Origin of the sequence: Vagococcus acidifermentans (genome assembly GCF_003987655.1) — a bacterium.
Taxonomy (GTDB): domain Bacteria; phylum Bacillota; class Bacilli; order Lactobacillales; family Vagococcaceae; genus Vagococcus_B; species Vagococcus_B acidifermentans.
In genome coordinates this window covers 35,817-62,480 of the sequence record NZ_NGKC01000006.1, presented here as the reverse complement: position 1 = coordinate 62,480, position 26,664 = coordinate 35,817, and the positions used below count along the sequence as shown (strand labels likewise).

Genomic DNA, 26,664 nt, shown 5'->3' with positions numbered 1-26,664 from the left:
CTAAATGTTATTTATTTAAAAATCCAGTCATTTGTGATTGATTAAACATTCACATTTTTCCTATCCATGTGCAAACGGGCTTAAATGGCAAAAACTTAATATAAAAGGCATTTATATGTGATTTCCATGTATTGTTTATGCTAATAACATAACGGATAATGATAACATAATGTGTGTTCGTTTATATAAATATAATTTTATTCGTTATTTTATTAGATTTAGTCAACCCCAACTACCGGCAAATAAATCGGTATAGAAAAAAAGCTTCATCCCAATACGAAATTGGGATGAAGCTGTCAGTGATATTTTGACTCACACACCATCATAAACAATCATGTGCGCTTGCGTATTTCGAGTATTTTTTCATTGAAGTGCGACCAGTCTGTCACTCGCGGAGGGGATATCCAGATTATTTTTTCAGCGGAAACACTTGTTTGAAAGTTCCGGTCTGACAAAATAAGATTGGTGCGCCTCGTAACATGCGTATCAAAAATAATATTTAAATCGTTGATTTTCTTTATCTCTTTTTGAATCAATTCATTGTATAGACGACCGTATGAAAAATCGACATAAATATAAATCGGCGGCAAACTGTCTTTTAAAGACAGGATATTGATTAAAATCAGCAAGTATTTCAGGAACAATACCTCTCTTAACTCCCAGATGATAGTATTATTCTTCTGATTCGAGATAAATTTTTTGGAAAAATCAACAAATTCAGGGAAAACTTCCAGAAAATAAGCCACATCGTACTCTTTCAGCATCCGATTGACTTCAAATGAAAAATTTAACGCCTGATAATGGACGAGGTTGCATTCTTCATTTAACCGTTGTTTTTCTGCTGCACTGACAGAAAATTCACGACTTACTCCTTTGATAAACGCCTGATTCATTTCCTTTATCAAGTCCGAGGTGACCACATCCGACAACCACGATTTTGGGAAGGTGTCGAGTGCAACCAGAAAAAACATGAGTTCAGAGACTTCCACGTTTTTCTGCTCTTCGGTAAAACGATAATTTTTGCTGGTGAACCATTGATCAAGACTAACGAAAATATCGTACGACTCAAAATCCCGCAGCAATTTGTTTTCGTCCGTTTTTTCCAGAAAAAAACCTTGCTGCATGCGCAGCAACGAAAGTGAAATGAAATGTTTCAAGTCTCTTCTGGACGACAGGGGAATCGTTTGTTTGATATACCTGAAAATAATCTGGCACAACTCCTCAGCTGCTTTTAAAACCGAGGCCGGATAATAAGAATAGTCATCTTCATAAACAGCTGAAAATAACCATAAAAAGTATTTTCGGATACTTTGCTCACAGCCTTCTATTAAGAATTCTCTGTTAACAGTGATTCCCAACTTGCCAAGTTCTTTTCTATATACTTTCAATTTTTTATAGACAACCGGATAACTGATAAAGTTGTCATTTGCGTACTTTTCCACTGAATCGAATCTGCCAAAAAGAATTGTTGAAACCATGGAAAAGCCCATTGACCGTCTAATATACAGATTTTCAAGTACATTGGCATCAATTCTGCTGGATTCTTCCAACTGAACTGAACGGTAATCCTCATTTATTGATATGCGTGTACACAACCCGAGCTGTTTGAAATCCTCAGACAATTCTTCCAGCGTTTTGTTCAGAAGAAATGTCGACAGCCCTAATTCCGACATGATTGTGTCCTTGATTGCCAACATTGCAGGCTGCTCTTCTAAATAACGCAGCAGCCGCAGTTTTCTTGACTCTTTTTTCTCTAAAAATTCGACAAACATTTATTCTTTCACCACTCTCACTTACATTACCAATCATCAATATCCCAATGACCTTTTCCTTCGTCATAAGAAGGCAAATCCAGACGTCGCTGTGTCTGGTCGAATGTACTGCTATTAAGAAAGGATATCTCCCTAATTAATCCTTCCTTGAACAGATAACTGAAAATGATATGTGCAGTTGAAGTTCGTCTGCTAAACATAACTTTATAATCAATTCCCCAAAATTGATTTCATCTCAGTCATCAATAAAGTCAGACATTCAACATTATATTGTGCCGGTTTTAGTGAAGATGTCTGTTTTTTTATACAATAAAACAAAACTATTTTAATACTGATGATTGTTATAAATATAATATTCATTTTTAAAGAAAACGTTTTTTAAATTTTTGGCGTTTCATTCAAAAAACCAGTGATCTGTAGCAAAATTATAGCATCGTCTTCTGTCAAAATTTTTAATTATTTTTTTTTTAAATCAAAAAATATTTAAAAAGCGTTATTTCATTACCTGTTCTTTAAACCTTCTCATTTAACTTATTTTTTTGTTTTTTTATCATACATTCAGTTATATTATATTCATTTTTTCCTCTCAGTCAAAAGTTTTACGATAATTACAACCGTTATTAACGATATATGTATATTTATTATAACTATTAACCATATCCGGCCTTTGTCATGAAAAAAAACACTGACGAAAACATCACCTTCGTCAGTGTCTAATCAGCTTAATCTACAATGATTGGATTAACTTGTCTAAAACTTCAACCGCTTCTGAAGGCAGGGCGTTAAAGCCACTTGCTTCCTGCTGGTTCGCTAAAATGTGCTGGCGTCTGACAGCTAATCGTTGTTTAATTTTTTCAACATATGCAGCATCATTAAAGTCAGGCTGGTACTCAGGCACAACTAAATAGGACAAGTCTTCCATATCTCCCATTTGTTCAAATGACGCGCGCCCTTCCACGACCGCTTCAATACTGCCCAATGTAATTTGAGGGGTGACTTTTTTCCCGTTAAAATGATCTGTGTTCAAAATGTAACAGTCTGTTTTGTGTGTGAAAAACAGCTGTTTAAATGCCTCATAGTCTTCCGCCAGCGGATACACGCGAAACGGATTGGCAAAAGGTTCAATCACAAGACTTTTCAGGTCAACATCGGGGCTGACGTTTTCAGCTGTCGTCCGTTTAGTTGCCAGCGTTGCACCAAACACTGCGGCGGTCACCGGATCATTGATTTTCACCAGCGGCGGCAAGCTGTCATCTTTCATTATCCAAAAGACCGCATTAATTTTTTCCGACAATTTATTCACCCGGTTCGGAGTCGAAAAGAAAGATTTCACTGTTCTGCCGTTGCCGTTGCGGATATCCTCTGTCACCAGTACTTTTCTGCCGTCATCATCCAGTGTTACGCCGACATTTTGTACAGTCAGAAAATACTTCACGGCTTCTGACGTCATCGGGTAATCCTGTGTCTTGTCAAAGTAAGCCGGCTCTAAAGCTATGGACGAGCCGTCATCATGGGAAACGACAAACGCATCATCATGCAACACCTTGATCGGGTATTTGTTTCCGTGGTTCGACAGCGTAATGGTCGATTTGCCTGAACCGGATAAACCAAATGCCGCCATCGTATATGTCCGGTCATCAGGCAGCTGAAACTGTTTCATGCCGCCATGACAAGAGACAAAGCCGCTGCGGTGCGCGATCGTCCACGCCATCGTCAAGGTGGCTTTCTTGATTTCGCCAAAATAACGCAAGCCGAGAACAGCCGCCACATTATGATCCGGATCGAATAGAGCCAGGCCCTGTGGAAATTCCGGGTGCCGCCATTCAGGATCAACAAATAAAAACAAATCCGTTTCAGGATACGCTTTTGACTGACGGTACCTGTCACGCCACGAGTGATTGACTATCTGGAAATTAAGCAAATAAGAATATAATAACGATTCATAGCCTTCCGATACCATGATGTTGGCCTTGACCATAAACTCTTCATCCAATCCCACCACTGCTTGACTACGATAGAATGTGCGGTCACGTGACACATAAACAGCTTCCCTTAAGAGTGCGGCATACTTTTTTCTGTCGATGGTGTCCTGATTCATCAGTCTCCGTGCGGCGGCTGTTCTGCCGACAATCTCGCCACAATTGTCAACCAGTACTTTGGCATCTGCCGGAATGTCCAGTTTCTCTGGCTGATAAACAGGGATATCGGTCACAATCGTTCCTGGTGATTCAGCTGCCAACTGGTATGCCTCTTTCAAACTGTTGACTGGTTGTACGTGGTTTTCATAAAAAACACTTTCAATAATTGCTTTGAACTCTGATAATTGCGGATTTTTTTTAACAAGGTCTGTTATTGAAAATCGATCAATTGAACTCATACCTTCTTCCTCCTAAATTATATAATTTCGTCAATTGTTAATACGTGCCACTCCTTTTCTTAAAACGTCGGCTTTTTATAACTGGCTGTTAAGCGGTCGTTCGATAAGCTTATAGCTTTATTTTACCAGAAAAAAAATAAAACGCTTACTAATTTCAACGAATCATGTGCTATTTATTAAATTGGGCAGATTATTTGTCTATTTTTGACTCCGCCGGCAGTAGAACAACTCCCGCAGGCTCACGCCGAAAAAAACAAGATACCTGCCAAACGACCGCCGGACGAGTATCTTGTTTTTTTATCAGCAGATTTTTTATCTAGGAACAGTGTTTAGTCAAGTCAGCGATTTTTTCTTGCATATCTGCATAAATCGCAGCAACGCTCTGTTCTGACTCGCTGATTCTGTCAAAAATCTGTTTTGCTTTTCCGCGAATGCTCAGCAATTCGAGCTTTGCGGTGCTGATGATTCTTTCGGCTTCTTTTTCAGCATCGCTGACAGTTCTTTTTGCCTGTTGTTTAGCTGAAATCAGCACTTCGCCGATTTCTTCTTGCGCCCGCGTCATTTCCGAACGTAAATCGCCGTAAGGGTGCTCGGACAAATGAGCCACTTGAGCGGACAAGGCAGCTGCCTCCCGTGTTTTTTCTGCCAGAGCTTCCTCAGATCTTTGTTGGTACGCGGATAATTCCTCTTCTTTTTGGGCGATAACGCTGGTCAGATGTTCGTGAACAGCATGGGCATTTGACAGTTGTGCAGTCAGCTGTTCCACGTCGGTCTGGGCGGCTGCCAGATCACGTATCAGCTGCTCTGTATGTTGCGAGTCGCGGGCTGATTGTGTCAGGCGCTCTTGCAATTGTGCCTGCTCACGTTGCTGTTCGGCCAGCTGTCTGTTTAAACAATCTTTTTCAGCTGCCAGTTGGTGCATTTCGGTTTTTAATCCGGCAGTTTCAGCCAGTTGTTTTGTCAGCTGACTTACCTCAGCCTCGGCATCTGCCAACTGCTTTTGCAGGACGGCTTTTTCTTGTCTGAACTGGTCGAACACGGCCTCGTTCTTTTCGCCCATTTTTTGGCTGTCAGCCTGCGCTTGTTCCAGTTCAGAGACTTGCCGCTGCAATCGGTGTGCTTCTTCAGTCAGACTGATTCTTGCTTGTTCATGACTGTTGGCCTGCTCAACCAGCTGTGACTCCAGCGCTGCAACCAGCGCATCGTTTTTTTGTTGTGCAGCCAACAATACTTCCAGCTGTTCCTTGTAGTTTTCAACTTTGTTTTGCTCAATTTGCAGATTTTTTTGGTAGGCTTGTCTTTCTGCCTCAAACCGGTTGAACTGTTCATGTTCAACTGAATATGCTGCTTCCAGATGGGCTAATTTGTCTTGGTACGATGCTTCAATCGTCTGTACTGCCGCTTCTTGTGTACGGATATCAGACCTCAGCTGTTCATTTTCGTGTCTCAAAGCATTTAATTCGTTGGTGAATTCGTTTTTGACAGCTTTCTCTTTGTCGATAATCTGTGCAAGGGAGCGCTCGTACTCGTTCACACTTCTTTGCAGCATTGCGTTTTCCTGTTTTAGTGCGTTGACTTCTTCTTCACCTAATGTGCCGCTGTGCTCCAGACGCTGCTTCAGACTGTTCAACTGCTGCCGGCTAGATTCAAGCAATTGCTTTAGTTCACGATTGCTGTTTTTTACATCATATAACTTTTGTTCATGCTGTTGGACGACTGTTTCAAGCTTTTGTGCATAACTTTTTTTCATATCAAGCTGAAGCATCGCAATATCTTTTTGCGCCTGGTCCCGCTCTTCTTCAATTTGTGCAATCAAGCTTTGATTCTGACTTTCCAATGAATCGATTGTCTGGTGCAAATGGGCAGTCTCCAGCTGTTTATCCGCCGTACTTACCGCATAAGACGCCTCGTCGTCCTCATCAAATAACTCATCATCCGGAATCGCATCTATTTCATCCAATATGCTTTTTGAGAAAAACCAGCCCCTTTTCTCTTTGCCCATCACTTCTCCTCCTTTATCTAGTGAACCTGTTCCAATTGACTTGTTTCATCATTGCGAACATAGGTGTTGCTGCTTGTCTGATTTTTTTTGTCAGTCTGTTTCGCTATCATCTCCACTTGTGAAACTAGCTTGACATCAGTGATTTCATTCAAAAACTGCTCAATATTTTGGGAAACTTTTTTGCCTTGCCAAAACTCGTCGCCGGAATTTTCAATCACAGATAATGAAACTTCCCCTTTTTTCTGGTTTACCGACAACAAAGCGCTGATTTTCCCTAGATAAGGTTCCAGATCACGACACAGCATGCCGGATATTTTGGCTTTGGATTCGACTTGTTTTTCCTCCACCATCAGTTCCTCCCATGGGTAGTCTGCCAGGCTGACACCTGCATACGGGTAGTCTTCAAACATCAACTCATCATACAACACGTCACTCTTCTGTTTTAATGCAACGGTCGTTTCCTCGTAGTCAGCGACTTTTTTCTGGAGCGCTTGCCGCTGGTCATTAAGATGGAAAAAAGAATAGAGTACCAACAGCAGAACAATCCCCATAACAGTATTGATAAACACCAGATAATGGACTATTTTCTGGTGTGTCCGCATACGAAATAATGCCAGTTTTTTTTGAAATGTTTGTGATGCTGTTCTGTCAGCGCGAATATAAGAAACACGCAGTATTTGGAATAGACAATAAAAAATCACTAGAAATATAATGACAATAAGACCGGTCGAAACCCAGTTGATAATAACCAATCGTTTGCCTCCCTTCACAACCTTCTTCAGTGAAAACTGCCCGATAATGTTATCAATTCAAAGCATATCACTTGAAACTGTCTGTATTAGAAATTATATACTTGATTGACTCATCTGATTCATAATGTTTTTTTCAAAATAATGAAAAAAGATATAAGTTTATGATTTTAAACGGCAATCAAGATGGCACGTGTAGTAAAAGCCGGCGGTCAGCCTTTACCGGGAACAACTTTTTCTTCGGAAAGCACAAACGCATTGTTTTTGCTGTCCTTTAAATAGATGAGCCGATTCACTTCTTTCGCTGCGTGATTTTTTTCTATCACTTGCACTTGATGAACAACCTTGACTTTTGAAAAGCTCTCAAGAATCGGCGACATGACATGATCCGCTGCCTGCTCTTCAAAGGTTTCATCAAACTGACGGATAATTTCAACGGCAACTTTTTTTTGTGCGTTATTTTTTTCCAAATTAACTGCTGAAGCACCGAGCGGTTCCGCAAATTTTTCTGACAAATCCCGCTCTATTTCCGCTTTGACCTGTTCTGCCCCGCTTTCGCTGAACAGATCGGGCCAGTTGTAATCCTCAATTTTTCTTGCACGGTGTTTTTCCTTTTGATAACTTTCGGAAGTTGCCACAACAGCCAACTCATCATAGACAGTCGCCAGCTCATCACTCAGCCCGCGGGTCTGTGACAGTTTGGCATAAACCTCGCATTGCTTTTGCGAGAGATTGCTGATTTTCATCAGCAGTAAAAGCACCGTCAAGGTAAGCAGAAAATTAGCGAGCAATAGGATGATACGGTTACGTACCTGTTCTTTTTGTTGAAATAGTGCAAATTTTCTGTGAAATTGATTTGAGCGGTTGCAGGGTTTAGCGAGCCGAGTTATTTTCAATTGGCGGATTCCCCAGCAACATAACATCATAAAAAAAAGACCCAAACTCACAACAGCCGCTGCTCTCAGGATGTCCAACTGCATGCCTCCTCCATTCAGAATTTTTGCCTGGATAGCTTATGCCAAATAACAACCAGCTTTCACTCGCCTCCCTCAAAAGACCAGTTCAACATCGCCAACGCAACTTGTCCAGCCAACATTCAGCCCTCATTGGTTTAGAATCTCATAATTAAAAAACACTGTCAATAAATGATTTTTCAACTTTTTGCAAAAAAAAAATAGTTGTTATTCGAAACCGCTGAAACGATGGTGTCCGTCTTTTCGACCAGCACTCTCAGACAAAAAACACTTCTGACGAACCAGCTAACATGCTAGCCGGTTCACAGAAGTGTTCTTTCATCATATCAGTTGCACATATTTCCGATAAAACAAATAGGTCAAACACAGCGTACCCGCACAGATACCCGCTAGAGTCCCGTAAACAGACACCTTGTCGCCAGCTTGCAAGGCAAACAGTAAGCCTGTCAAAAGACAATTGACCAACGTGCTGCTGCGCAAGACATAGCGGGACAAGCCATAAAGCTGGAGAACGGCTTTGATCTGTTCATACCCTATTTGGCATGCCCCGAGCAACCCTACAACAATAATGAGCTGATAGGCCTGATTGATAACCTGCTGATTGCGGCTGAACAACGCCAAAAGAGGCGTGATGTTCAGCATGATCAGCATGCTGAACATAGCGTACACTGACATGGTTGACCATAAAACATACCTGAGCAGTTTCCTGACGGTTCCGCTTTGACGCAACTCGGCACCGCCCAGTACAATCAATGCCTGTACATTCGGAAACAGATAGATAAGGGCCACGTCCACCAGGCGCCGGCAAATAGTGTAACCAGCAAAAATCAGCGGCCCTTGGCGGCTCACCAGCACAACTAAACCGGCTTCAACCAGCAAACTTTCCAATATTTCCTGACCGGATAAAGGCAATATAGCCTCCAACAATACCCTTTTCTTCGTGCTGACACTGCGCACCGCATCGTGCAGCTGCTTAAACTCAGCGGTGGTATAAACAATCACCTGCGCGAGATTGCCGACGAGTTGCGCAACCCCGACATTTAACACACGGGAGGTTTCATCAGTCAGCACCAAGTCACCCAGTACCAAGAATCCGACTTGCATCACAGTGGCTGTAATCACAGCCGCCAGGATTAAACCCGTTCGTCTTTGGAGCTTGACATGGGCGGCCAGCGCGAAGACCAGCATAGTCAGAAACATATTAACACTGACCAGCCGGCTGTACTGACAGGCAACCGGCAACATAACAGCCGGTATGCGGTACCAGACCGTTAAAAGCCATTGATGTGTGCATTGGAGCAACACGCCGCCGGCCACTCCCAACAGCGTACTAATAACCAGTGTCCCGCTAAAATAATCGCGGTACTGCCTGCGATCGTCGGTTTGAGCCGCCAGCAGACTGAATGCAACAGCAGCCGTTCCCATGACCCCCAATAAGTTGAACGAGAGATTGTCCATTACAGATATCAGTTGAAGAGCTTTAGGAGAAATGCGCCCGCTAATGATGCCGGAAACAACTGAGACGGTCTGATAGGTCAATTGCCCCGCCACAAGCGGCGTTGAAAACGAATAAATCTTATGTAGTATCTTTCTATTCATTACTTAACCTGCTTTCATAACACTTACTCGCAGGTCTGTATTTGCGACCTGCGTAAAGACGATGCTGTCTTTACGCTCGTACAGGTGCGTCCATATCGGTCGATACCTCCTGTATCCCATTTTATTAATTTTACCATATCGCTGACAGTTGGACGACATCGCCCCTTGTCTGTTCAGCGAGTGCTCTGTGTCACAGAGCATGTATGCTAGGAAAAGGCTTCAGCGGGCAAGTCTTTTTATCGTAACTTTTTCTTCATGTTTATATATTTTTTTAGTCACAATTTATTCACAACTATCATCTATTATATAAGCATACCAACAAAACAACCCTAACAAACTTTTCATTTATTTACTCCTCCAAAGTAAATAAAAACTCCTTTTAACTGCCCGGAACGGAAAACCGGGCAGTTTTTCTGTTTACTACACTACCCAATACACGGCACCGTCCAGCGTCCGTGCAAGCAGGCCATAGTCCACTAAATAACGGCGAATGCTCACATAGTCAGAAAACATGGTGGTGATTACCTGATTCACCTCTTTTTCCGTATAATTCCGCTGCCTGTCAAACCGTTTTATCAGCTCTTGCAACAAAATAATTTTCCGCTTTTCTTTTTTCGGTATCTGTTTGGCCAGCCCCTTTTCGTCTAGGAAATTCGCCAAAACTTTTTGCCGTTCCTCTTCCGAAATATCAAAACGCTCATCATGAATAATCATCGGGACCTCTCCTTCATCAATATTTTTTTCCAGCAGTGTCATGATTGCTAAAAACTTTTCCGCCTGCCTCTTTTTTTCCCGCAGTTTGAACCGGTGATTGCGGACCGTCACCGGACGTATGCCCATCCTTTCAGCTATCTCATCATCTTTTAAATGTCCTGCAAAATAAGACAACAGCTGCTGCTGAACTTCTGATAAACCTGTTTCATGGCGGTCCAACTGTATCAGTGCCTGCAAGACACCGCCGTGCACCTGCAAAATATGCTGTCTCATCGCATAAGAAGCATCCGCCAGATGTTCACCCACAGTATAGATGAGACCGTCTTCATATGTTTGTTGGCAAAAGTCGCACACAAACATATTTCCTTCTTTTTGATATCCGTCCACTTTACCACTCCTAACAAACGTTTCGTTAGAACGTTTGGTTAAATAGTAACATTTATTCTATTTGTTTTCAAATAAATAAAAAAGAGGCGGATGCCTCTTTTTATGTCATTGATGCGAGCCACTTTTTCGCGGCAGCGACTTCTTCGATTGTCAATTGATGGCCGGTCATTGTTTGATGTAGTGTCACCTGCGCACCTCTTTTTTCAAATGCCTGTTGCAAATCCTGCGCTGTGCTGAATGGTACAATCGGGTCATTCACCCCGGCCGACAGCCAGATTGACTGCTCCGCAAGCGGAAAACTCTGTGTGTGTCTGCCGAGGAACATGCCATGAAACAAAATCGCTGTGTTAAAGTTCCCTTGTCTCTCAAGCATGATGTGCCCGGCAATATTGGCCCCATTTGAATAGCCTACGGGAATCATTTGTGCAATCGGCAGCTGGTATTTTTTGGATAGCCGGCTCAGCTCCTCAAGCAATTCATCTGATCTTTTTTCCAAATCTTCCAAATTAAACTGGCCTTCGCTGTATCGTTCAAAAAAGCGGTTCATCCCATTTTCCTGAACGGTCCCTCTTAATGCCAGCTTGGGAGAGTCTGGTGATAACATGTCTGCCACTGTCAGCAAATCATGTTCATCTCCGCCAGTACCATGTAACAAAAGCAGCACCGGCAGGTTTCTGTTGCCGTCAATAAAAAGATGTTCCATAATGATTATCCTTTCCAAACGGTGTCGAAAGGTCTGACAGCCGCTTCAATTTCTGCCCGCTGACTTTCCAAAAACGGTGGCAGTGACAAGATTTCGCCCAATGTTTCATACGGTTCGTCCTGCATAAATCCTGGACCGTCTGTGGCAAATTCAAATAAAATGTAACCAATGCGAACATAAAGTGATTCAAAGTAGTAGCGGTCTACATAGCCCGAGTTCGGCAATTTCATGTGATTGATACGGTCAATCCAGACGTTCAGCGCTTCGCGGTCTTCGACACGTACCGCAACGTGATGAACTTCCCCGTAGCCTTGCATCCCATTGGGCAAATCTTCTTCAGATTCACTGACAATGATGATTTGAGCACCGTTGCCGCCTTCACCGGTTTCATACAAATAACGGTTGTCGACTTGCGAAACGAGACGGAAGCCCAACACTTGGGTCAGCCAAACCTTCATCGTATCGGCATAACTGACAGTGATTTCTACTGGTCCCAGACCAACGATAGCATACTCGTAAGGCACTGGTCCGCGCTGCCAAGGAATACCTGCCTCAACCCCTTTGTTGTTTTCATCTGAAATCAGCTGATAATTCTGCTCATCGAAATCGATAAACTTCACTATTTTTTTGCCGAAGGCTGTCTCAATCTCGCCATGCTCAACGCCGTGTTCATCAAAACGTGCTACCCAGTAATCCAAGGCCTTATCGCTTGGCACTCTGAAGCTCGTTCTTGAAATACTGTTGTTGCCTTTTTTGCCTTTCGGTATATCTGGAAAATCAAAGAAAGTCATGTCCGTTCCCGGTGCCGCAACATCATCTGCGAAATAGGTGTGATATGTTTGAATATCATCTTGATTGACTGTCTTCTTGACCAAACGAATGCCCAGTATTTTTGTAAAGAACTCATAGTTTTTTTCTGCACTGCTCGTCATTGCTGTGACGTGATGTATTCCTTTAATTGTTGTGTTTGCCATTTTTTTCTCCTCTTTCCATGATATCTTTTTTTAGTTTTTCCATTAATTTTGAAAAAACAGCGAGCTCATCATCTGTTAAACTGTCAAACATCGCCGCCTGTTTTTTCCCTTGGATAAGTTGAAGTGTCCCCATGAGCGTTTCGCCTTCCTCCGTCAGGGAAATATGTTTTTCCTTCCATTGACGTTCCCGGTAAACCAGCTGATTATCCTCCAGCCGGTGAAGCATCTGGGACACGCCGCCTTTCGAAATCATCAGGTAGTCTCCCAGATCTTTCTGAGTGACAGGCTGATGAAGATAAATCTGATTCAACATATCAAACTGCGCCAGTGTCAAATCATATTGCTTTAGAAAGTCATTTGACAGCTGGTTGCTCATATTGATAAAGTGCATCATCCTGAACCAAGTGACCAGCTGCTTTTTCTCGCGCTTGCTTAACGCCTCTGTCATGGTCCCACCTCCTTTATCAGTTTAAGTCTAAACTTAAGCTTGACTATAACTTACATTAAATAAGTTTGATTTGCAATCAATATGCTTTATATAAATTTAGATTGACTTTATAGATAATGGTGGTGATACGATGAAACCAAAAGAAATCCCACTGACTGGAACTGTGTTTTTTATACTCTTGGCTTTTTCCAAACCTAATTACGGCTATTTCGCCATTCAAATCATTGAGGATATTACTTCAGGTGCTGTCAGAATTGCTGCCGGAACCATGTATGGTGCCATCGAAAATCTTTTAACATCAGATATGTTGACACAACTTTCATCCGACAGCGACAGAGGAAAAATGTATCAGACTACCGAGTACGGACAGCAGGTTTTGGCTTCAGATGTCGCGAGAATGCAGCTGACAATTAAGTTATATCAAGTGATGGGGGAGTAACGATGACTATAAAATTAAAAATTTTTATCTCTAGTGATAAACAGGAAAAGTGGTTGAACAAGCAATTGCCAAAAAGGACGATGTCTCTCTAGTGTCACAGCTGGGTGCCTATATAAATTTAAAACCATCGAGACATCACATTAGATTATCCGTCTGGATTACCGCGTGTTTGATACCGGGGTTGCCTTTGAAGATTACTTGCTGTTTATGCAAGACGCCGGCTGGACACATATTTGGGGAAGCCGACAAAGCGGTATGCAGTACTTTCTTGGGGATGCCAACATAACGAATGAATTGTTTTCTGATATTCAGTCGCAAGTCGACCGCTTGAAACGCATAAAAAGTCAGATGAAGATAAGTTTTATCACATTGCTCCCTATTTATGTCGTTTTCTTTCAAACTATCCAAAACTATCGTGTTGTTTACCATTTGGACAGTTTGTTCTTAACACCCGGTCTCTGGGAAAAACAAGGAAGTTCTTTCTGGTTCCGTTTTCTATTTGACTTGCCGTTTGCTGCCGGCAGGTTGATTTCGACCTTTATCTTCCCGATTTACTTGATTATTTATGGGATTGTTTTTTTTAAACCATTTCAGGAAACCAAACAGATAAGCGGCAATCCATTCAATAGAACATCACGGTAATACAAAAATCGAGCCTTTAAAAAGACTCGATTTTTTCATTATACTGTATATTTTTCCAAGGCTCGCATTGCCTTGGCCACAACATCCTGCGTGATTGTTTCTTTCATGTAGTGAATCCATTCATCTTCATGGCTGGCTTTTTTTGCTACAGTCTCAATCACGTCCGCTGTCATTCCCATGTCTTTCAGCGAAACAGGCAGACCGAGCTTGCGGTAAAACGGCAGCAGCAAGTCGATTTCATCCCATTTGCCCTCAATCGCCAGCTGTACGAGAATGCCGTATGCCACTTTATTGCCGTGAAGCAGTCCGTGACTGGCAGGGACAGAAGTTAATGCGTCATGAATCGAATGAGCGCCCGACGACCGGCCGTAGGCATCGCCAAACCCGCCGACCATGCCCGCCAGCATGATGTTCGTCTCAACCACGTTGATAAACGCCTGACTGAGCGCCTGCTCATCAATCGCCTGCAGTGCCTTCTCGCTGTCGGTCAACAGGTTGTCCCGGCATTTACGGGCAGCAAAACGGGCAACCTCGACTTCCATCGGCAAAACATCCAGCTGCGAGATGATGGCATCTGACTCGTACCATTTAGCCAGTGTGTCGCCGATTCCGGCAGCGAGATACTCTTTCGGTGAATCCAACAGCACTTGCGGATCAAGCAGTGTCAGTGCCACGGACTGCGGAAATATAATCAGCCGATCCATTTCGCCTGTTTCCCTGTACACGACACTGATAGGTGTATACGCCGCGCAGGTGGCAGCCAATGTCGGCAGGATAATAACCGGTTTGAAGGTTTCTGCACCGACAAATTTAGCCAAGTCTGATACTTTCCCGCCGCCGACGGCAACGATTCCGTCGACATCTGTTTCTTTGATCCAGTCAACAAAATGGTCTTTCAATGCATCGCTGCATTCACCGCCATAATAATGACTGAACACGTCAAATCCACTTAAATCAGGCAAAAAGCGCTCCGCCACTTGCCACGATTTTTTGCCATGCAACAGCAAAAATTTTGTTATGTCCCTGTTTTTCAAATGTTGAGGCAATTCTTGCCACGCCCCTTGTTTGCAGACATACTCTTGAGGGGCACCTCTTACAATCAGTGATTTTTCCAACTCCGCACCTTCATTCATTTTTTTCAATCAGAATATACAATTCCTTATTGTCATTTATTATAGTAGGAAAAAGCTAAAAAAACAATGGCTGAGAGCAAATAGATACATTTTTATTCATTTTTAGCGATTTTCGCGAAAAAATATTGCATAAAATTTCATTTTCGTTTATAATACGAGACATGCTAAACAATTAAAAAGGAGTTGCTTACCATGAAAAAAACACTGTTCAAAGGCTGGCTTGCCATCCTGTCTGTTTTATTCATATTAATCAGCGGTTTGCCGCTATCGGCTTCAGCACAAGAATCCGATCCGGTGCTTGACCGTATTAAAGAGAGAGGGTCACTGATTGTAGGGCTGTCAGCAGACTACCCTCCTTACGAATTCCATGCGACTGTCGACGGCAAAGACACCATCGTCGGTATTGATATTTCCATCGCCGAAAAAATCGCCGAAGACCTCGGTGTCGAGCTGAAAGTCGAAGAGTACGGATTCGATGCCCTGCTCGGTGCACTTAAAACTAATAAAATCGATATTGTTATTTCCGGGATGTCGCCGACACCTGAACGGAAAAAAGAAGTCAATTTCTCAATTGCCTACATGGATGTGAAACAAAAAGTCGTCATCAGAAAAGACGATTTGGACCGTTTCCAGTCTGTCAATGATTTTAACGGCGTCAAAGTCGGTGCCCAAAAACAAACAACACAGGAAGAACTGGCAAAAAATGAGCTGACCGGTTCTCAAGTCGTGTCATTGCAAAAATTGACAGATGTCATTTTACAACTTCAAAATAAAAAAATTGATGCAGCTGTTGTTGAAGGGCCTGTAGCTGAAGCTTATGTGTCGCAAGACGAGAATCTGGTCTTTGCAGAAAGCGTCCAATTCAGAGATGCAGACAAACAAACTGCTGTGGCGATTCAAAAAGGTGCGCCGGTCTTTGAAGCAAAAATCAACGCAACGATTGAAACAATCAGAGAAAAAAATCTGATTGAAGATTATAAAAAAGAAGCGACCGGACACATGTTCAGTGATAAGTCGTTCTTTGAAAAATACGGTTCTTACTATGTCAAAGGAACACTTTACACGATTTTTCTGGCACTAATCGGCGTGTTCTTCGGCGCAATCATCGGTTCACTGCTGGCACTGATGAAAATTTCGAAAAATAAACTGCTGAAAGGCATTGCTGCTGTTTATATCGAATATGTCCGCGGCACCCCGCTGCTGGTACAGATTTTCCTCGTGTTCTTCGGGTCAAATGTGCTGGGCTTTGAGCTGAGTGCTTTAGTCGCCAGCTGTCTGGCGTTGTCACTCAACAGTGCCGCCTATGTGGCAGAAATCGTGAGAGCCGGTATCAATGCTGTCAACAAAGGGCAGACAGAGGCCGCCCGTTCCCTCGGTATGAATCAAGGACAGGCAATGCGTTTCATTATTTTGCCGCAGGCCATCAAAAATATTTTGCCGGCACTGGGAAATGAATTTGTCACGGTCATCAAAGAATCATCCGTTGTATCGGTCATTGGTGTTTCAGAGTTGATGTTTCAGTCCGGTGTGGTACAAGGAGCGAGTTTCAAACCGTTCGTGCCGATTGTTATCGCGTCATTGATTTATTTTGTCCTGACATTCTCGCTGTCACGCCTGCTTGGAGTTGCTGAAAGGAGATTGAGAACAAGTGATTAATATAAAAAACCTGCATAAGTCCTTCGATCAGAACGAAGTGTTGAAGGGCATTGACTTAAACATTAAAAACGGCGAAGTTGTCGTTATCATCGGCCCGTCCGGCAGCGGCAAAAGTACGTTGCTGCGTTGCTTGAACTTACTGGAACAGCCGACCAGCGGCATCATTGAATTTGAAGGCAAGAACCTGCTGGATAAACAGACGGACATTAATCAGCTGAGACAGAAAATGGGGATGGTGTTCCAAAGCTTCAACCTGTTTCCTCACAAGACTGTTCTTGAAAATCTGACTATCAGCCCGATTAAAGTCAAAGGCGAAGCTCCTGCACAAGCAGAGAAAACAGCCCGGGAATTGTTGGAAAGAGTCGGATTGAAAGATAAAGCTGACAGCTATCCGTCACAATTATCCGGCGGTCAGCAGCAGCGGGTCGCCATTGCCCGGGCACTGGCGATGAATCCGGACGTTATGCTGTTTGATGAGCCGACATCGGCCCTTGATCCTGAAATGGTCGGTGAAGTACTGGCCGTCATGAAAAATCTGGCGCAGTCGGGAATGACCATGGCAATCGTGACCCATGAAATGGGCTTTGCAAAAGAAGTCGCAGACCGTGTCATTTTCATGGATGCCGGTATTATCCAAGAAGAAGGCACGCCGGATGATATTTTTAATCACCCGCAAAATCCAAGAACACAGGACTTTTTGAAGAAAGTATTGTAAGATATAAGATAAGCTACCTGGAGGAATACGTGTTGTATTCCTCTTTGCGCTCAGTTATTTACTCGGAGGTTATTACCTATGGACAAATCTAAACTCTCTTATTTTTATCAACACCCTCAGGAAAATCTTCTGATGGAAATTGCAACGCTGGCCAAGAAAACCGACGGGCTCCTCGACTTGTCGATCGGCGATCCGGATTTGATTACCGACCAGTCCATTATCGACGCGGCCTTCAAAGATGTTACAGCCGGTCACACAAAGTACACGGCGTCTGACGGCAGTCAGGATTTCATTGACACAGTGATTGACTTTTACCAAAGACGTTACAACTTGACGTTTCAATCGAACCAGGTCCGCGCAACTGTCGGCGCTTTGCACGGCATGTTTATTGCGCTCCAAGTACTGCTCAATCCCGGCGACGAGGTCATCATCCATGAACCGTTCTTCTCGCCTTATAAAGAGCAAGTAGTGGCAGCCGGCGGGACACCTGTCATAATACCGACGTATGAAAAAGATGGATTCCAAATTGATTTGGCTGTGCTGGAAGCGGCTATTACCTCAAAAACCAAAGCACTGATTCTAAATTCGCCAAACAATCCGACCGGCGCTGTGTTCTCAAAAGAGACCTTTCAAAAAATTGCTGAACTGGCAAAAACCCATGATTTTTATATTTTGTCAGATGAAGTTTATGAGGCTTTTTGCTTCAATCAGGACTTTGTGCCCATGGCGACATTTGCACCAGACCATACATTGACATTCAGCAGTTTTTCAAAAGCCTTTGCCATGACAGGCTGGCGTATCGGGTATATGATAGCACCGGATTATATCAATGCGGCGTGCAAACGATTGAATGAAAATGTCTGCTACTCTGCACCGACACCGTCTCAGCGCGCAGGTATTTTTGCCTTGAACAACGCCGAGGCACTGGTGCCGAAAGTGACTGCCGTTTTTAAAGAGCGGCTCGAGTATGTGGCACAGCGTGTAGCTGAGATACCTTTCCTGTCGCTCCATCCGGTCAAGGGCAGTATGTACGCCTTTATCAACATTTCAAAAACCGGCATGAACTCGGTCGACTTTACAAAAAAATTGCTGAATGACACCAAAGTGCTGGTCATTCCCGGCAAAGCTTTCGGCGACAGCGGCGACAACTATGTGCGTCTGGCAGCGACTCAGGATATCAGTATCCTGAAAGAAGCATTTGACCGTATCGCAAACCAAAATTATTAAAAAAAAGCAGCAGGACAAAGCGGTTTTGTCCTGCTGCTTTTTTGGCGGCACTGCATGGTTGACCAGACTCATGCCGGCACAAGTCCTTTTAATAAACAGGTGTTAGTCAATTCCTTTTAAAAAGTCGGTAATGGCACAAATATTGCCCGCTGCCATTTTCATTATTTCTTCTGTTAAACGGGTGGTATTGCTGAAATCCGGCGCACTGATCAATGAGAGTTCCATCACTGCGTAACACGGCATTTGCGAATTCCCGGTCAGCCATCTGCTGCGCCGCAGTTTTTGCCAGAATTCTTTTTGGATAGCCGTATTTTGGCCAATCAGCCAAAGTTCGAAAGACAGCAGCCGGTGATTAAATACGATGCCGAAGCGTAACTTTTTACTTCTGAGGTACTCGTCGGATACTGAAAAATACGTATAATCCATATACCCTTGTGAGACATTCCCATACTTGTATTCAGGATAGTGGTTGACCATGGATATTTTTAATTTCATAACATAATTAACAAGCGCATGATAGGCTTGCTGCATCTTACCATCCTCCAGTTGTTCTCTGTAATAATCTGTCAACTGTGTTAGCTCATTCATTGCAATTCCCCTTTCAATATTTATGGAAAAAATGAACACGGCATTATAAATAACGTTACATCCACCTTCGTGGATTGCACTATTATATCACGGCTTGCCGCCAAATAGATTTCAGCTTTTTAAAAAAAACATCAAAAAAAACGTTGGCTGTTTAGCACAGCTATCAAAAAATAACGCTATAGATGCTTTTGATAACGTTTGGTTCATTTTTCTGAGACAGTGCAGCTGACACTAAATATGCAATAATGCTTACAATTGAACGGAACACCGCTTACGCAACAAGCAACGAAAACTATCCAGCTCACCCGTCCTCTTTTCAACAGCCAAGCTGTGATAAACCGGTGATGCCATCAGGAAATAACACGAAACTGCTGCATCATGTCTGTTTAAATAAGTGTCAAGCCGTGATACAAAGCGGCGAGTAACATTTTTTAGAATAGATTCAAAAAACTTTCAGTCCGGAATCATTTATTTTTTCAGCGACTATGCTACAATAAGAAAAAAGGAGTACGACAACGGTTTGACACTCATCGTCACCAGCTGATAGGAGTGAACAAACATGTCATTAGCTAAAAATCAATGTCTATGATGTTAAGTATCTGAAGGAGTTGACTTGTACAAGAGTGGTATCTTGCACTTGACGGATGCGCTTAAATGTTTCTCTTTTTGAATGCATGCATCCAGTTTCAAAGTCAAATGAGGTGTTTTTATGCGGGTTTTGTTGTTTGTGTTAATATGCTTGGCAGTAGCGGTTCCCTCGCTGGTGATTTCCCTGGCTGTTTTTTTGTTTAACGGATTGACCGACCGGGAAAATACTTGGTTCACTGACAGTTTCCTAAAAAGTGTCGAACAACCAGTCAGTGACGGTGTACAAGAACTGGCGGTCCAGCAGCAGAAAATGGGCGCTGAGTTTTGGGACTCGTATGATGAAAGGGTATCGATTCGCGGAACCGGCGATGTCAAATTGGTTGGAACTATTTTTTACAGTCGGCAGCCTAGCCAAAAATGGCTGATGTGCTTTCACGGCTACCGTACGACGGGGAAAGACGATTTCGCTTTCCTAGTCCGCGCCTGTCTTTCAGACGGCTACAATTGTCTGGTAGTAGACCAGCGCAGTCACGGCATGAGCGGCGGACGGTACATCTCCCTCGGCTATCTTGAAAAAATGGATATTCTGGCATGGACAGATTTTCTGATTCTTGAAAAAGTGCCGAAAGCCATTGTCTGGTTTGGAAAATCACTGGGCGCTAATGCCGCTTTGCACAACCTGTCTGCCAATCAAAACATCCCCAATGTCGTCAAGGGCGTCATTGCGGAAAACAGCTTTTCATCATTCCGGAAGTTATTTGCCTATATGCAGAGCAAACTGCTCCGGCTGCCTTCATGGCTGCCCGTCCTGCCGGTTATCAATCTGCTTTATTGGGGCAGGTTCCGAAAAGGCATCGACAGCGCTGTTTCAGTCAACCATTTGGCACACAACCGGTTGCCGGTATTATTCATTCACCGGGACAATTCCGACATTATCCCGGCTTACATGATGTATGAAAATTTACGTGCAACAAAAATGCACGGCACAAGTTTCGTGGCGACAGACAGTCCTTTTTCATCATCGGTACTTGTCAATCCCCACGCATATTGCGACGCACTGAAAACATTTTTAGGAAAGCTTAATTTATAATTTTCATCTTTTCTAAACCGTTTCTTTCTGATATACTTTCAACATTGTTTTAACGATCAGGAGGATAACTGTCAATGATGAAAGAAAGATACGAAGAATTAAAAACCGCAGAACGGGGTGCCATTGTCAGTATCACGGCTTATGTCGTATTGGCAGCTTTTAAGCTGGTCGTCGGCTCGCTCTCAAATTCAAATGCCTTAACTGCGGACGGTTTGAACAATTTTACAGATGTCATTGCGTCTGTTGCCGTCTTGATCGGCTTGCGTTTGTCACAGAAACCGCCTGACAATAATCACCGCTACGGGCATTGGAAAGCTGAGAATGTTGCCAGTTTGCTGACATCTGTCATCATGCTTCTAGTCGGGCTGCAAGTGCTCTTTGACAGCATACTGCGCATCTTTTCCGACAAACCGATTGAACAACCCGATTTAAGGGCAGCTGTTGTCGCTCTCATGTCAGCAGTGGTGATGTTCGGTGTTTACTGGTACAATTGTTCCTTGTCCAAAAAAGTCAACAGCAGTGCCTTGATGGCAGCTGCCAAAGACAATTTGAGCGATGCCCTGACAAGTATCGGGACCGCCGTTGCCGTCTTTGCCGCTTCTGTCAAAATGGGCTGGATCGACACACTGGCCGCGGTCATCGTCAGCATCATCATCTTGAAAACCGCGTTTGAGATTTTCCAAGAAAGTGCCTTTTATTTGTCCGACGGTTTCGACACGGAAAAGCTGGCTGAGTATGCAGAGGAAATTTTAAAAGTAGACGGCATCCGCGAGGTCGCCGATATGCGTGCAAGAACACTGGGAACAAATGTGTTCCTTGATGTCACCGTGCTGATGAACCCGCACTTTACTGTGCGCCAAAGCCATGACATTGCCGATTATGTTGAAAAAAGACTGAAAGACTGCTTCGGCATTTTTGATGTGGACGTTCATGTCGAACCATACGAAGAAAACAATTCCATCTAGTCAGTCTCTGACTAGATTTATTTTTTATCAGAGGTGTTGAAAATGGGACAAAGAATCGCCATTATCGGCGGCGGGATAATCGGGACGACAACCGCCTTCTATTTGAGCCGCAACAACCAGCAAGTGACGCTGTTTGACGACGGCACCGGTCAAGCCACAAAAGCAGCAGCCGGCATTATTTCGCCGTGGCTGTCCCAGCGGCGGAACAAAGAATGGTACGCACTGGCAAAAGCAGGCGCACATTTTTACCGGATACTGATGGACGAGCTGACCTTGACTAAAGAGACAGACAGTTACTGCCGAACCGGGACGCTGCTCTTTAAAAAAAATGACCCGCTGCTCCATAAATTGACTAGTCTGGCGGAAAAACGCCGCGAAGACGCGCCGGAAATCGGCCGCATCACCCGTCTGACGCAACAGGAAATAACAGCTCAGTGGCCGTCTCTGCGCCCTTCTGCCGGCGGCCTTCATATTGCCGGAGGCGCCAGAGTGGACGGCCGGTCGCTGTTAACTGCCATGGGAACACAAGCGGCTAAAAGCGGCTGCTGCATCGTTCCGCAAAAAGTGCAGGCTGTGGTTCCTGAATCAGGCGGCTACACAGTCCATACAGACACTCTGGCTTGCCCGTTCGATGCTGTTGTATTGGCAGCAGGTGCTTGGCTGCCGGAGCTGCTCTCACCGCTGGGGTATCAGACGGATATCAGACCGCAAAAAGGACAGCTGGCAGAGATCACGCTGCCCCGGCCGATTGAACAGCTCCCCGTCATCATGCCTGTCGGGGAAATCGACATCATTCCGGCGACGCGGCAAAAAATATTAGTCGGTGCTACCCATGAAAATGACATGGGGTACAATTTGGCACCTGATCCGCAGCTATTAACGCAAATGGTCAGCCAAGCTGCTGACTTGCTGCCTGTTTTGAAAGACGGACAAATCACCGGACACCGCGTCGGCACCCGGGCATATACGTCTGATTTTTTACCTTTCTTTGGTCCGGTCGCCGGACTGCCTCGCGTCTATGCCGCCGGAGGATTGGGTTCTTCCGGTTTAACAACCGGCACGATTATCGGAAAAACGCTTGCTGACTGGCTGCTGGACCAGCCCTCCTGCTTCGAGCATTACCGCAGACAAGCAGTACCAGCTGTCAAAAAAATGCCGTAGGTGCCAAAACATGGTAAAATATACACACCAGCATCACATCAAAGGAGGCTAACGCCTATGGGATTAAAATTCACGCGAAAAGACGATTTGGAAAAACTGTTTGACCAGTTCGCCATTGACCCGGATAAAAAAGCGGAAAAGGAACTGGCAAAAGACGCCAGCGAAGCGCGGTTTCTGACCTCTTCTGAAAAGCAGGCAGACACGCAAAAAGACGCACGCACTTCAGACTGATACCTAAGCACTTAACGTGACTAAACCATTCCTGCGCGAATGGTTTAGTCTTTTTCCGGCAGCTTTTTCGATAATCCGACGATTGACAAACAAGCAGTCAGATGTGACACTAGTGTGGTGAGGTGAAAGAAATGGGAAAAATCCGCATCAACAATATGAAATTCTATACATACAACGGCGCCCTGTCTGAAGAAAGAGTGCTTGGTCAACCGATTGAAATCGATTTGACGCTGGTGCTGCCTTTGGAAGATGCCGGACGGTCCGATGACCTCAAGCAAACGGTCAGCTATGCGGACGTTTACGAGGTAATCAAAAACTATATCGCTAAACATTCGTTCAATCTGATTGAAGCGCTGGCCTATGGTATTCTGGACACTCTTGAGGCGCATTATCAGCCGGCTCTTGACAAAATCGTCATAAAAATCCGCAAATACCATGTGCCGATTGATGGCATATTTGATAATATCGAAATTGAGATGGAGAGAATCATTTAATATGAGGACTTATTTAGCATTAGGCAGCAACCTTGGCGATAGAATGGACTATTTGCAGCAGGCCGTCACTAAGCTGGCTCAGGAGGCGGATATCCGCATCGTGAAAAAAGCCCGGATCTATGAAACAGCCCCCTACGGCGATGTGCCGCAAGATGACTTTTTGAACACCGTTGTCGCAGTCGAGACGACGCTGTCTCCTGACAATCTTCTGCAAGTCATCCACCGCATTGAGGCGGAGCTGGACAGAAAACGCGTCGTCCGCTGGGGACCAAGAACAATCGACATCGACATCCTGTTGATGAACGGGCTTGAAATCAATACGCCCTCATTGACCATTCCCCATCAGGAACTGACAAAACGGGCGTTTGTGCTGATTCCTCTGCAAGATGTCTATGACGAGGAAATGTTGTTTGGCAAATCGCTGCCGGAATGGATTGACGCAGCAGGCAATGCGCAAGATGTCACATTAAGTAAAGAAAGTTGGTTGGTCTAACATGAATAGCGAGCAAAAAAAAATTATCCAAGAATCCGTCAAAAACATCCTGCGGGCAATCGGCGAGGACGTGACACGCGAAGGGTTGATTGAAACGCCGGAACGGGTGGCAAAGATGTATGAAGAAATCTTCTCTTCCGTGACAGAAACGGATTTCAATAATTGCAAAGTCTTCACCAGCCTGAGCGACGATGACATCGTCCTGGTCAAGGATATTCCTTTCTATTCCATGTGTGAGCACCATCTTCTGCCGTTTTACGGAAAGGCGCATGTGGCTTATATCCCGTCGAATAAGCAAATCATCGGATTAAGCAAGATTCCGCGAATGGTGGATTACTGTGCCAAGCGCCCCAATGTGCAGGAAAACCTGACGATTCAAATTGCCCGCCTGCTGGAGGAAAAAGTATCCCCTCAAGGCATCGCGGTGGCAATCGAAGCGGAACACATGTGCATGTCCATGCGCGGCATCAAAAAGCCCGGCAGCACCACCAAGACGTTTCACTATTCCGGCTGTTTCAAGACGGACAGAGACCTGAAACGCGAATTTTTGGAGGCTCTGACATAACATGTCGATTATCGTTGCAACTAATAACGCCGGAAAACTTGCCGAGCTGCAGACAGCTTCGACCATACCTGTGGTGTCGTATACAGCATATCTGCCCCCTGTTGCTATCAGTGAAACAAGCACTACTTATTTCGGCAATGCCCTCAAGAAAGCCGGCACTTTGGCTGAACTGCTCCAGCGGCCGGTGCTGGGAGATGACGGCGGTCTGGCACTGGGAGCCTTTCCGGGCAAGCTGGGCGTGCATACCGCGCGTTTTTTTCCGCCGGGAGCTTCTGACCAAGCTAAAAACCGTCAGCTGCTTGAGCTGCTTGAACAACAGGACGACAGATCATTCACGCTGCATGCCGTACTGGTTTACTGCTGGCCGGACGGCAGGAAGTTGTCGGCGGCTGAAACACTAACAGGTGTGATTGCACCGGAAAGCCGCGGCGTCGGGGGATACGGTTTTGACCCGATTCTCTATATCCCGGATAAAAAACAGACACTGGCTGAGATGCAGGCAGCCGAAAGACTGGCACTCAGCCCCAGAACACGAGCATTTCAGGCACTATTGAGGAGGATTGCCGATGTTTCATAACAAACCGATTATGGGAATTGTCAACGTGACGCCGGACTCGTTTTCAGACGGAGGGGATTTCTATCAGACAGAACAGGCTGTCGCACATGCTCGCCAGCTGATTGCCGACGGTGCCGACATCCTGGATATCGGCGGCCAATCGACACGCCCTGGCTATCAGGAAATACCGCCGGAAGAAGAAGCTAAACGGGTGATACCCGTTATTGAAGGCATCCGTCGTTTCGCAACTGTCCCGATATCTGTCGATACTTATTTTCCTGAAGTCGCCCGGCAGGCACTGGCAGCCGGCGCAGACATCATCAATGATATCAAAGGACTGGACCAGCCCGGGATGATTGATGTCATCGCCGACTATCAGTGTCCGGTCATCATCATGCACTCCCGTCAGCGGGACAAAAGCCTGAGTGTTGCCGAAGACATCCAGCGTTTTTATGAAGAGAAAATGACACTGGCTGTTGCACGCGGCATCAAAAAAGAGCATATCTGCTTTGACCCGGGTATCGGCTTTCATAAAGCGCCGGAAGAAAACGTGGAGATACTCGCACGCCCCGAAACATTTCGTTATCGCGATTTGCCGCTCCTGTATGGTTTCTCGCGCAAGCGCACGATTGCCCGGCTGACAGGCAATGACGCACCGAAAGAACGGGATGCCGGCACACTCGCGGCCTCGCTGTTCGTCAAGCACAAAGGCGTCGACATCGTCAGAGTCCATAACGTAAAAGCGACCAGAGAGGCATTTGCTGTCTGGCAGGCGCTTGATTAAAAACCTAAAACAAGACGGCAGGACCAACCAGTGTCCTGCCGTCTTGTTTTTTTACAAATAGGATTCAATTGCCTGCCAGGCTGCTTCCTTGCCTTCCTTCGTTTCCGAAGAAAAAATCACAAAGGTGTCCTGCGGGTCCATGTTGAGCTTCTTTTTGATAACAGCCGCATGCTTTTGCCATTTCCCCCGCGGTATCTTGTCAGATTTAGTCGCCACGACAATGACCGGCAGCTGATAGTATTTCAAAAATTCATACATCTGTACATCATCAGCGGTCGGCTCATGGCGCATGTCCACCAGCGACACGACAGCCTTCAGCTGCTTGCGCCCGGTCAAATAGGTTTCAATCATCTTGCCCCACTTGGCCCGCTCTGTTTTAGATACTTTGGCATAGCCGTAGCCCGGCACGTCGACAAAGTGCAGTGCATTTTCAATCAGATAAAAATTCAGCGTCTGTGTTTTCCCCGGCTTGCCTGACGTGCGTGCCAGCCCTTTCCGGTTGATCAACGTATTGATAAACGATGACTTGCCGACATTCGAGCGGCCTGCCAGCGCAATCTCCGGCAACGGCGTATCTGGATACTGTGCCGGCGATACGGCGCTTATCACCAGTTCTGCATTGTGTACGTTCATAAGTC

General features: G+C 44.7%; 27 protein-coding genes. 14 read left to right on the top strand and 13 right to left on the bottom strand.

What is annotated here, in order from left to right:
• Positions 1-332: 332 nt before the first annotated feature.
• The 10 genes from CBF27_RS06590 to CBF27_RS06545 all read right to left on the bottom strand — a co-directional run bounded on the left by CBF27_RS06590 (position 333) and on the right by CBF27_RS06545 (position 12,699).
• Positions 333-1,772 (bottom strand): helix-turn-helix domain-containing protein, encoded by a 1,440-nt coding sequence (locus CBF27_RS06590; protein WP_126813530.1) that lies wholly within the window; start codon positions 1,770-1,772, stop codon positions 333-335.
• Between the two features lie 727 nt (positions 1,773-2,499).
• Positions 2,500-4,149 (bottom strand): phosphoenolpyruvate carboxykinase (ATP), encoded by a 1,650-nt coding sequence (locus tag CBF27_RS06585; RefSeq protein WP_126813529.1) that lies wholly within the window; start codon positions 4,147-4,149, stop codon positions 2,500-2,502.
• A 316-nt stretch (positions 4,150-4,465) separates the two neighbouring features.
• Positions 4,466-6,151 (bottom strand): coiled-coil domain-containing protein, encoded by a 1,686-nt coding sequence (locus CBF27_RS06580; protein ID WP_126813528.1) that lies wholly within the window; start codon positions 6,149-6,151, stop codon positions 4,466-4,468.
• 17 nt (positions 6,152-6,168) lie between these two features.
• Positions 6,169-6,903: a hypothetical protein gene (locus CBF27_RS06575; protein WP_126813527.1), complete on the bottom strand. Its 735-nt coding sequence runs from the start codon at positions 6,901-6,903 to the stop codon at positions 6,169-6,171.
• Positions 6,904-7,112: 209 nt separating this feature from the next.
• Positions 7,113-7,667 carry a hypothetical protein gene (locus CBF27_RS06570; RefSeq protein ID WP_148112279.1) on the bottom strand — a complete coding sequence of 185 codons (555 nt, stop codon included), beginning with the start codon at positions 7,665-7,667 and terminating at the stop codon, positions 7,113-7,115.
• Positions 7,668-8,195: 528 nt separating this feature from the next.
• Complete coding sequence (locus tag CBF27_RS06565) at positions 8,196-9,473, bottom strand: MATE family efflux transporter (RefSeq protein WP_126813525.1); 1,278 nt, start codon at positions 9,471-9,473, stop codon at positions 8,196-8,198.
• 420 nt (positions 9,474-9,893) lie between these two features.
• Entirely contained in the window at positions 9,894-10,574 is a 681-nt protein-coding gene (locus tag CBF27_RS06560) for a DUF2087 domain-containing protein (RefSeq protein ID WP_126813524.1), read from the bottom strand.
• 100 nt (positions 10,575-10,674) lie between these two features.
• Positions 10,675-11,277, bottom strand: a complete 603-nt coding sequence (locus tag CBF27_RS06555) for an alpha/beta hydrolase (RefSeq protein ID WP_126813523.1) — start codon at positions 11,275-11,277, stop codon at positions 10,675-10,677.
• A 5-nt stretch (positions 11,278-11,282) separates the two neighbouring features.
• Positions 11,283-12,251 (bottom strand): ring-cleaving dioxygenase, encoded by a 969-nt coding sequence (locus tag CBF27_RS06550; protein ID WP_126813522.1) that lies wholly within the window; start codon positions 12,249-12,251, stop codon positions 11,283-11,285.
• A complete protein-coding gene (locus CBF27_RS06545; RefSeq protein ID WP_126813521.1) occupies positions 12,232-12,699 on the bottom strand; it encodes a MarR family winged helix-turn-helix transcriptional regulator in 468 nt (155 codons plus the stop codon). The genes CBF27_RS06550 and CBF27_RS06545 overlap by 20 nt, the downstream gene beginning before the upstream one ends.
• A gap of 130 nt (positions 12,700-12,829) precedes the next feature.
• Between CBF27_RS06545 and CBF27_RS06540 the strand changes: the two genes are divergently transcribed.
• Together CBF27_RS06540 and CBF27_RS06535 are read left to right on the top strand one after the other, a co-directional pair.
• Positions 12,830-13,138, top strand: coding sequence for a PadR family transcriptional regulator (locus CBF27_RS06540; RefSeq protein ID WP_126813520.1), 309 nt, complete (start codon positions 12,830-12,832; stop codon positions 13,136-13,138).
• A 144-nt stretch (positions 13,139-13,282) separates the two neighbouring features.
• Positions 13,283-13,780, top strand: coding sequence for a DUF2812 domain-containing protein (locus CBF27_RS06535; protein WP_126813519.1), 498 nt, complete (start codon positions 13,283-13,285; stop codon positions 13,778-13,780).
• Positions 13,781-13,818: 38 nt separating this feature from the next.
• Here CBF27_RS06535 and CBF27_RS06530 read toward each other — a convergent pair whose 3' ends face one another.
• Positions 13,819-14,895: an iron-containing alcohol dehydrogenase family protein gene (locus CBF27_RS06530; protein ID WP_211334631.1), complete on the bottom strand. Its 1,077-nt coding sequence runs from the start codon at positions 14,893-14,895 to the stop codon at positions 13,819-13,821.
• Positions 14,896-15,105: 210 nt separating this feature from the next.
• On the opposite strand from CBF27_RS06530, the gene CBF27_RS06525 reads away from it, so the two are divergent.
• The 3 genes from CBF27_RS06525 to CBF27_RS06515 all read left to right on the top strand — a co-directional run bounded on the left by CBF27_RS06525 (position 15,106) and on the right by CBF27_RS06515 (position 18,511).
• Positions 15,106-16,569 (top strand): ABC transporter substrate-binding protein/permease, encoded by a 1,464-nt coding sequence (locus tag CBF27_RS06525; RefSeq protein ID WP_126813518.1) that lies wholly within the window; start codon positions 15,106-15,108, stop codon positions 16,567-16,569.
• A complete protein-coding gene (locus CBF27_RS06520) occupies positions 16,562-17,284 on the top strand; it encodes an amino acid ABC transporter ATP-binding protein (protein ID WP_126813517.1) in 723 nt (240 codons plus the stop codon). The genes CBF27_RS06525 and CBF27_RS06520 overlap by 8 nt, the downstream gene beginning before the upstream one ends.
• Positions 17,285-17,362: 78 nt before the next feature.
• Positions 17,363-18,511 carry a pyridoxal phosphate-dependent aminotransferase gene (locus tag CBF27_RS06515; RefSeq protein ID WP_126813516.1) on the top strand — a complete coding sequence of 383 codons (1,149 nt, stop codon included), beginning with the start codon at positions 17,363-17,365 and terminating at the stop codon, positions 18,509-18,511.
• Positions 18,512-18,613: 102 nt separating this feature from the next.
• On the opposite strand, the gene CBF27_RS06510 is transcribed toward CBF27_RS06515, so the two are convergent.
• Positions 18,614-19,099, bottom strand: a complete 486-nt coding sequence (locus CBF27_RS06510) for a DUF7000 family protein (protein ID WP_126813515.1) — start codon at positions 19,097-19,099, stop codon at positions 18,614-18,616.
• Positions 19,100-19,808: 709 nt separating this feature from the next.
• On the opposite strand from CBF27_RS06510, the gene CBF27_RS06505 reads away from it, so the two are divergent.
• From CBF27_RS06505 to folP, 9 genes are all read left to right on the top strand, one after another.
• Positions 19,809-20,777, top strand: a complete 969-nt coding sequence (locus CBF27_RS06505; protein ID WP_126813514.1) for an alpha/beta hydrolase — start codon at positions 19,809-19,811, stop codon at positions 20,775-20,777.
• 74 nt (positions 20,778-20,851) lie between these two features.
• Positions 20,852-21,742 (top strand): cation diffusion facilitator family transporter, encoded by an 891-nt coding sequence (locus CBF27_RS06500; protein WP_126813513.1) that lies wholly within the window; start codon positions 20,852-20,854, stop codon positions 21,740-21,742.
• 42 nt (positions 21,743-21,784) lie between these two features.
• On the top strand, positions 21,785-22,903 hold the full coding sequence (locus tag CBF27_RS06495; protein ID WP_126813512.1) for an NAD(P)/FAD-dependent oxidoreductase: 1,119 nt from the start codon (positions 21,785-21,787) through the stop codon (positions 22,901-22,903).
• Between the two features lie 57 nt (positions 22,904-22,960).
• Complete coding sequence (locus CBF27_RS14120) at positions 22,961-23,134, top strand: SPJ_0845 family protein (RefSeq protein WP_170175025.1); 174 nt, start codon at positions 22,961-22,963, stop codon at positions 23,132-23,134.
• A 131-nt stretch (positions 23,135-23,265) separates the two neighbouring features.
• Positions 23,266-23,628, top strand: coding sequence for a dihydroneopterin aldolase (folB, locus tag CBF27_RS06490; RefSeq protein WP_126813511.1), 363 nt, complete (start codon positions 23,266-23,268; stop codon positions 23,626-23,628).
• A gap of 1 nt (position 23,629) precedes the next feature.
• Entirely contained in the window at positions 23,630-24,121 is a 492-nt protein-coding gene (gene folK / locus CBF27_RS06485) for a 2-amino-4-hydroxy-6-hydroxymethyldihydropteridine diphosphokinase (RefSeq protein WP_126813510.1), read from the top strand.
• A 1-nt stretch (position 24,122) separates the two neighbouring features.
• On the top strand, positions 24,123-24,686 hold the full coding sequence (gene folE / locus CBF27_RS06480) for a GTP cyclohydrolase I FolE (RefSeq protein WP_126813509.1): 564 nt from the start codon (positions 24,123-24,125) through the stop codon (positions 24,684-24,686).
• Between the two features lies 1 nt (position 24,687).
• Positions 24,688-25,263 carry a non-canonical purine NTP pyrophosphatase gene (locus CBF27_RS06475; protein ID WP_126813508.1) on the top strand — a complete coding sequence of 192 codons (576 nt, stop codon included), beginning with the start codon at positions 24,688-24,690 and terminating at the stop codon, positions 25,261-25,263.
• Positions 25,253-26,026, top strand: a complete 774-nt coding sequence (folP, locus tag CBF27_RS06470; RefSeq protein ID WP_245985988.1) for a dihydropteroate synthase — start codon at positions 25,253-25,255, stop codon at positions 26,024-26,026. Before CBF27_RS06475 ends, folP begins: the two co-directional genes overlap by 11 nt.
• Before the next feature lie 51 nt (positions 26,027-26,077).
• On the opposite strand, the gene yihA is transcribed toward folP, so the two are convergent.
• Positions 26,078-26,659, bottom strand: a complete 582-nt coding sequence (gene yihA, locus CBF27_RS06465) for a ribosome biogenesis GTP-binding protein YihA/YsxC (RefSeq protein WP_126813507.1) — start codon at positions 26,657-26,659, stop codon at positions 26,078-26,080.
• Between the last annotated feature and the right edge of the window lie 5 nt (positions 26,660-26,664).

Coding starts and splice junctions, on each gene's coding strand:
- folK (WP_126813510.1), top strand. CDS start 23,630: ATGAGGACTTATTTAGCATTAGGCAGCAACCTTGGCGATAGAATGGAC.
- CBF27_RS06515 (WP_126813516.1), top strand. CDS start 17,363: ATGGACAAATCTAAACTCTCTTATTTTTATCAACACCCTCAGGAAAAT.
- CBF27_RS06565 (WP_126813525.1), bottom strand. CDS start 9,473: ATGAATAGAAAGATACTACATAAGATTTATTCGTTTTCAACGCCGCTT.
- CBF27_RS06580 (WP_126813528.1), bottom strand. CDS start 6,151: ATGGGCAAAGAGAAAAGGGGCTGGTTTTTCTCAAAAAGCATATTGGAT.
- yihA (WP_126813507.1), bottom strand. CDS start 26,659: ATGAACGTACACAATGCAGAACTGGTGATAAGCGCCGTATCGCCGGCA.
- CBF27_RS06585 (WP_126813529.1), bottom strand. CDS start 4,149: ATGAGTTCAATTGATCGATTTTCAATAACAGACCTTGTTAAAAAAAAT.
- CBF27_RS06500 (WP_126813513.1), top strand. CDS start 20,852: ATGATGAAAGAAAGATACGAAGAATTAAAAACCGCAGAACGGGGTGCC.
- folE (WP_126813509.1), top strand. CDS start 24,123: ATGAATAGCGAGCAAAAAAAAATTATCCAAGAATCCGTCAAAAACATC.
- CBF27_RS06525 (WP_126813518.1), top strand. CDS start 15,106: ATGAAAAAAACACTGTTCAAAGGCTGGCTTGCCATCCTGTCTGTTTTA.
- folB (WP_126813511.1), top strand. CDS start 23,266: ATGGGAAAAATCCGCATCAACAATATGAAATTCTATACATACAACGGC.
- CBF27_RS06545 (WP_126813521.1), bottom strand. CDS start 12,699: ATGACAGAGGCGTTAAGCAAGCGCGAGAAAAAGCAGCTGGTCACTTGG.
- CBF27_RS06495 (WP_126813512.1), top strand. CDS start 21,785: ATGGGACAAAGAATCGCCATTATCGGCGGCGGGATAATCGGGACGACA.
- CBF27_RS06510 (WP_126813515.1), bottom strand. CDS start 19,099: ATGAATGAGCTAACACAGTTGACAGATTATTACAGAGAACAACTGGAG.
- CBF27_RS06475 (WP_126813508.1), top strand. CDS start 24,688: ATGTCGATTATCGTTGCAACTAATAACGCCGGAAAACTTGCCGAGCTG.
- folP (WP_245985988.1), top strand. CDS start 25,253: ATGTTTCATAACAAACCGATTATGGGAATTGTCAACGTGACGCCGGAC.
- CBF27_RS06505 (WP_126813514.1), top strand. CDS start 19,809: ATGCGGGTTTTGTTGTTTGTGTTAATATGCTTGGCAGTAGCGGTTCCC.
- CBF27_RS06555 (WP_126813523.1), bottom strand. CDS start 11,277: ATGGAACATCTTTTTATTGACGGCAACAGAAACCTGCCGGTGCTGCTT.
- CBF27_RS06540 (WP_126813520.1), top strand. CDS start 12,830: ATGAAACCAAAAGAAATCCCACTGACTGGAACTGTGTTTTTTATACTC.
- CBF27_RS14120 (WP_170175025.1), top strand. CDS start 22,961: ATGGGATTAAAATTCACGCGAAAAGACGATTTGGAAAAACTGTTTGAC.
- CBF27_RS06590 (WP_126813530.1), bottom strand. CDS start 1,772: ATGTTTGTCGAATTTTTAGAGAAAAAAGAGTCAAGAAAACTGCGGCTG.
- CBF27_RS06550 (WP_126813522.1), bottom strand. CDS start 12,251: ATGGCAAACACAACAATTAAAGGAATACATCACGTCACAGCAATGACG.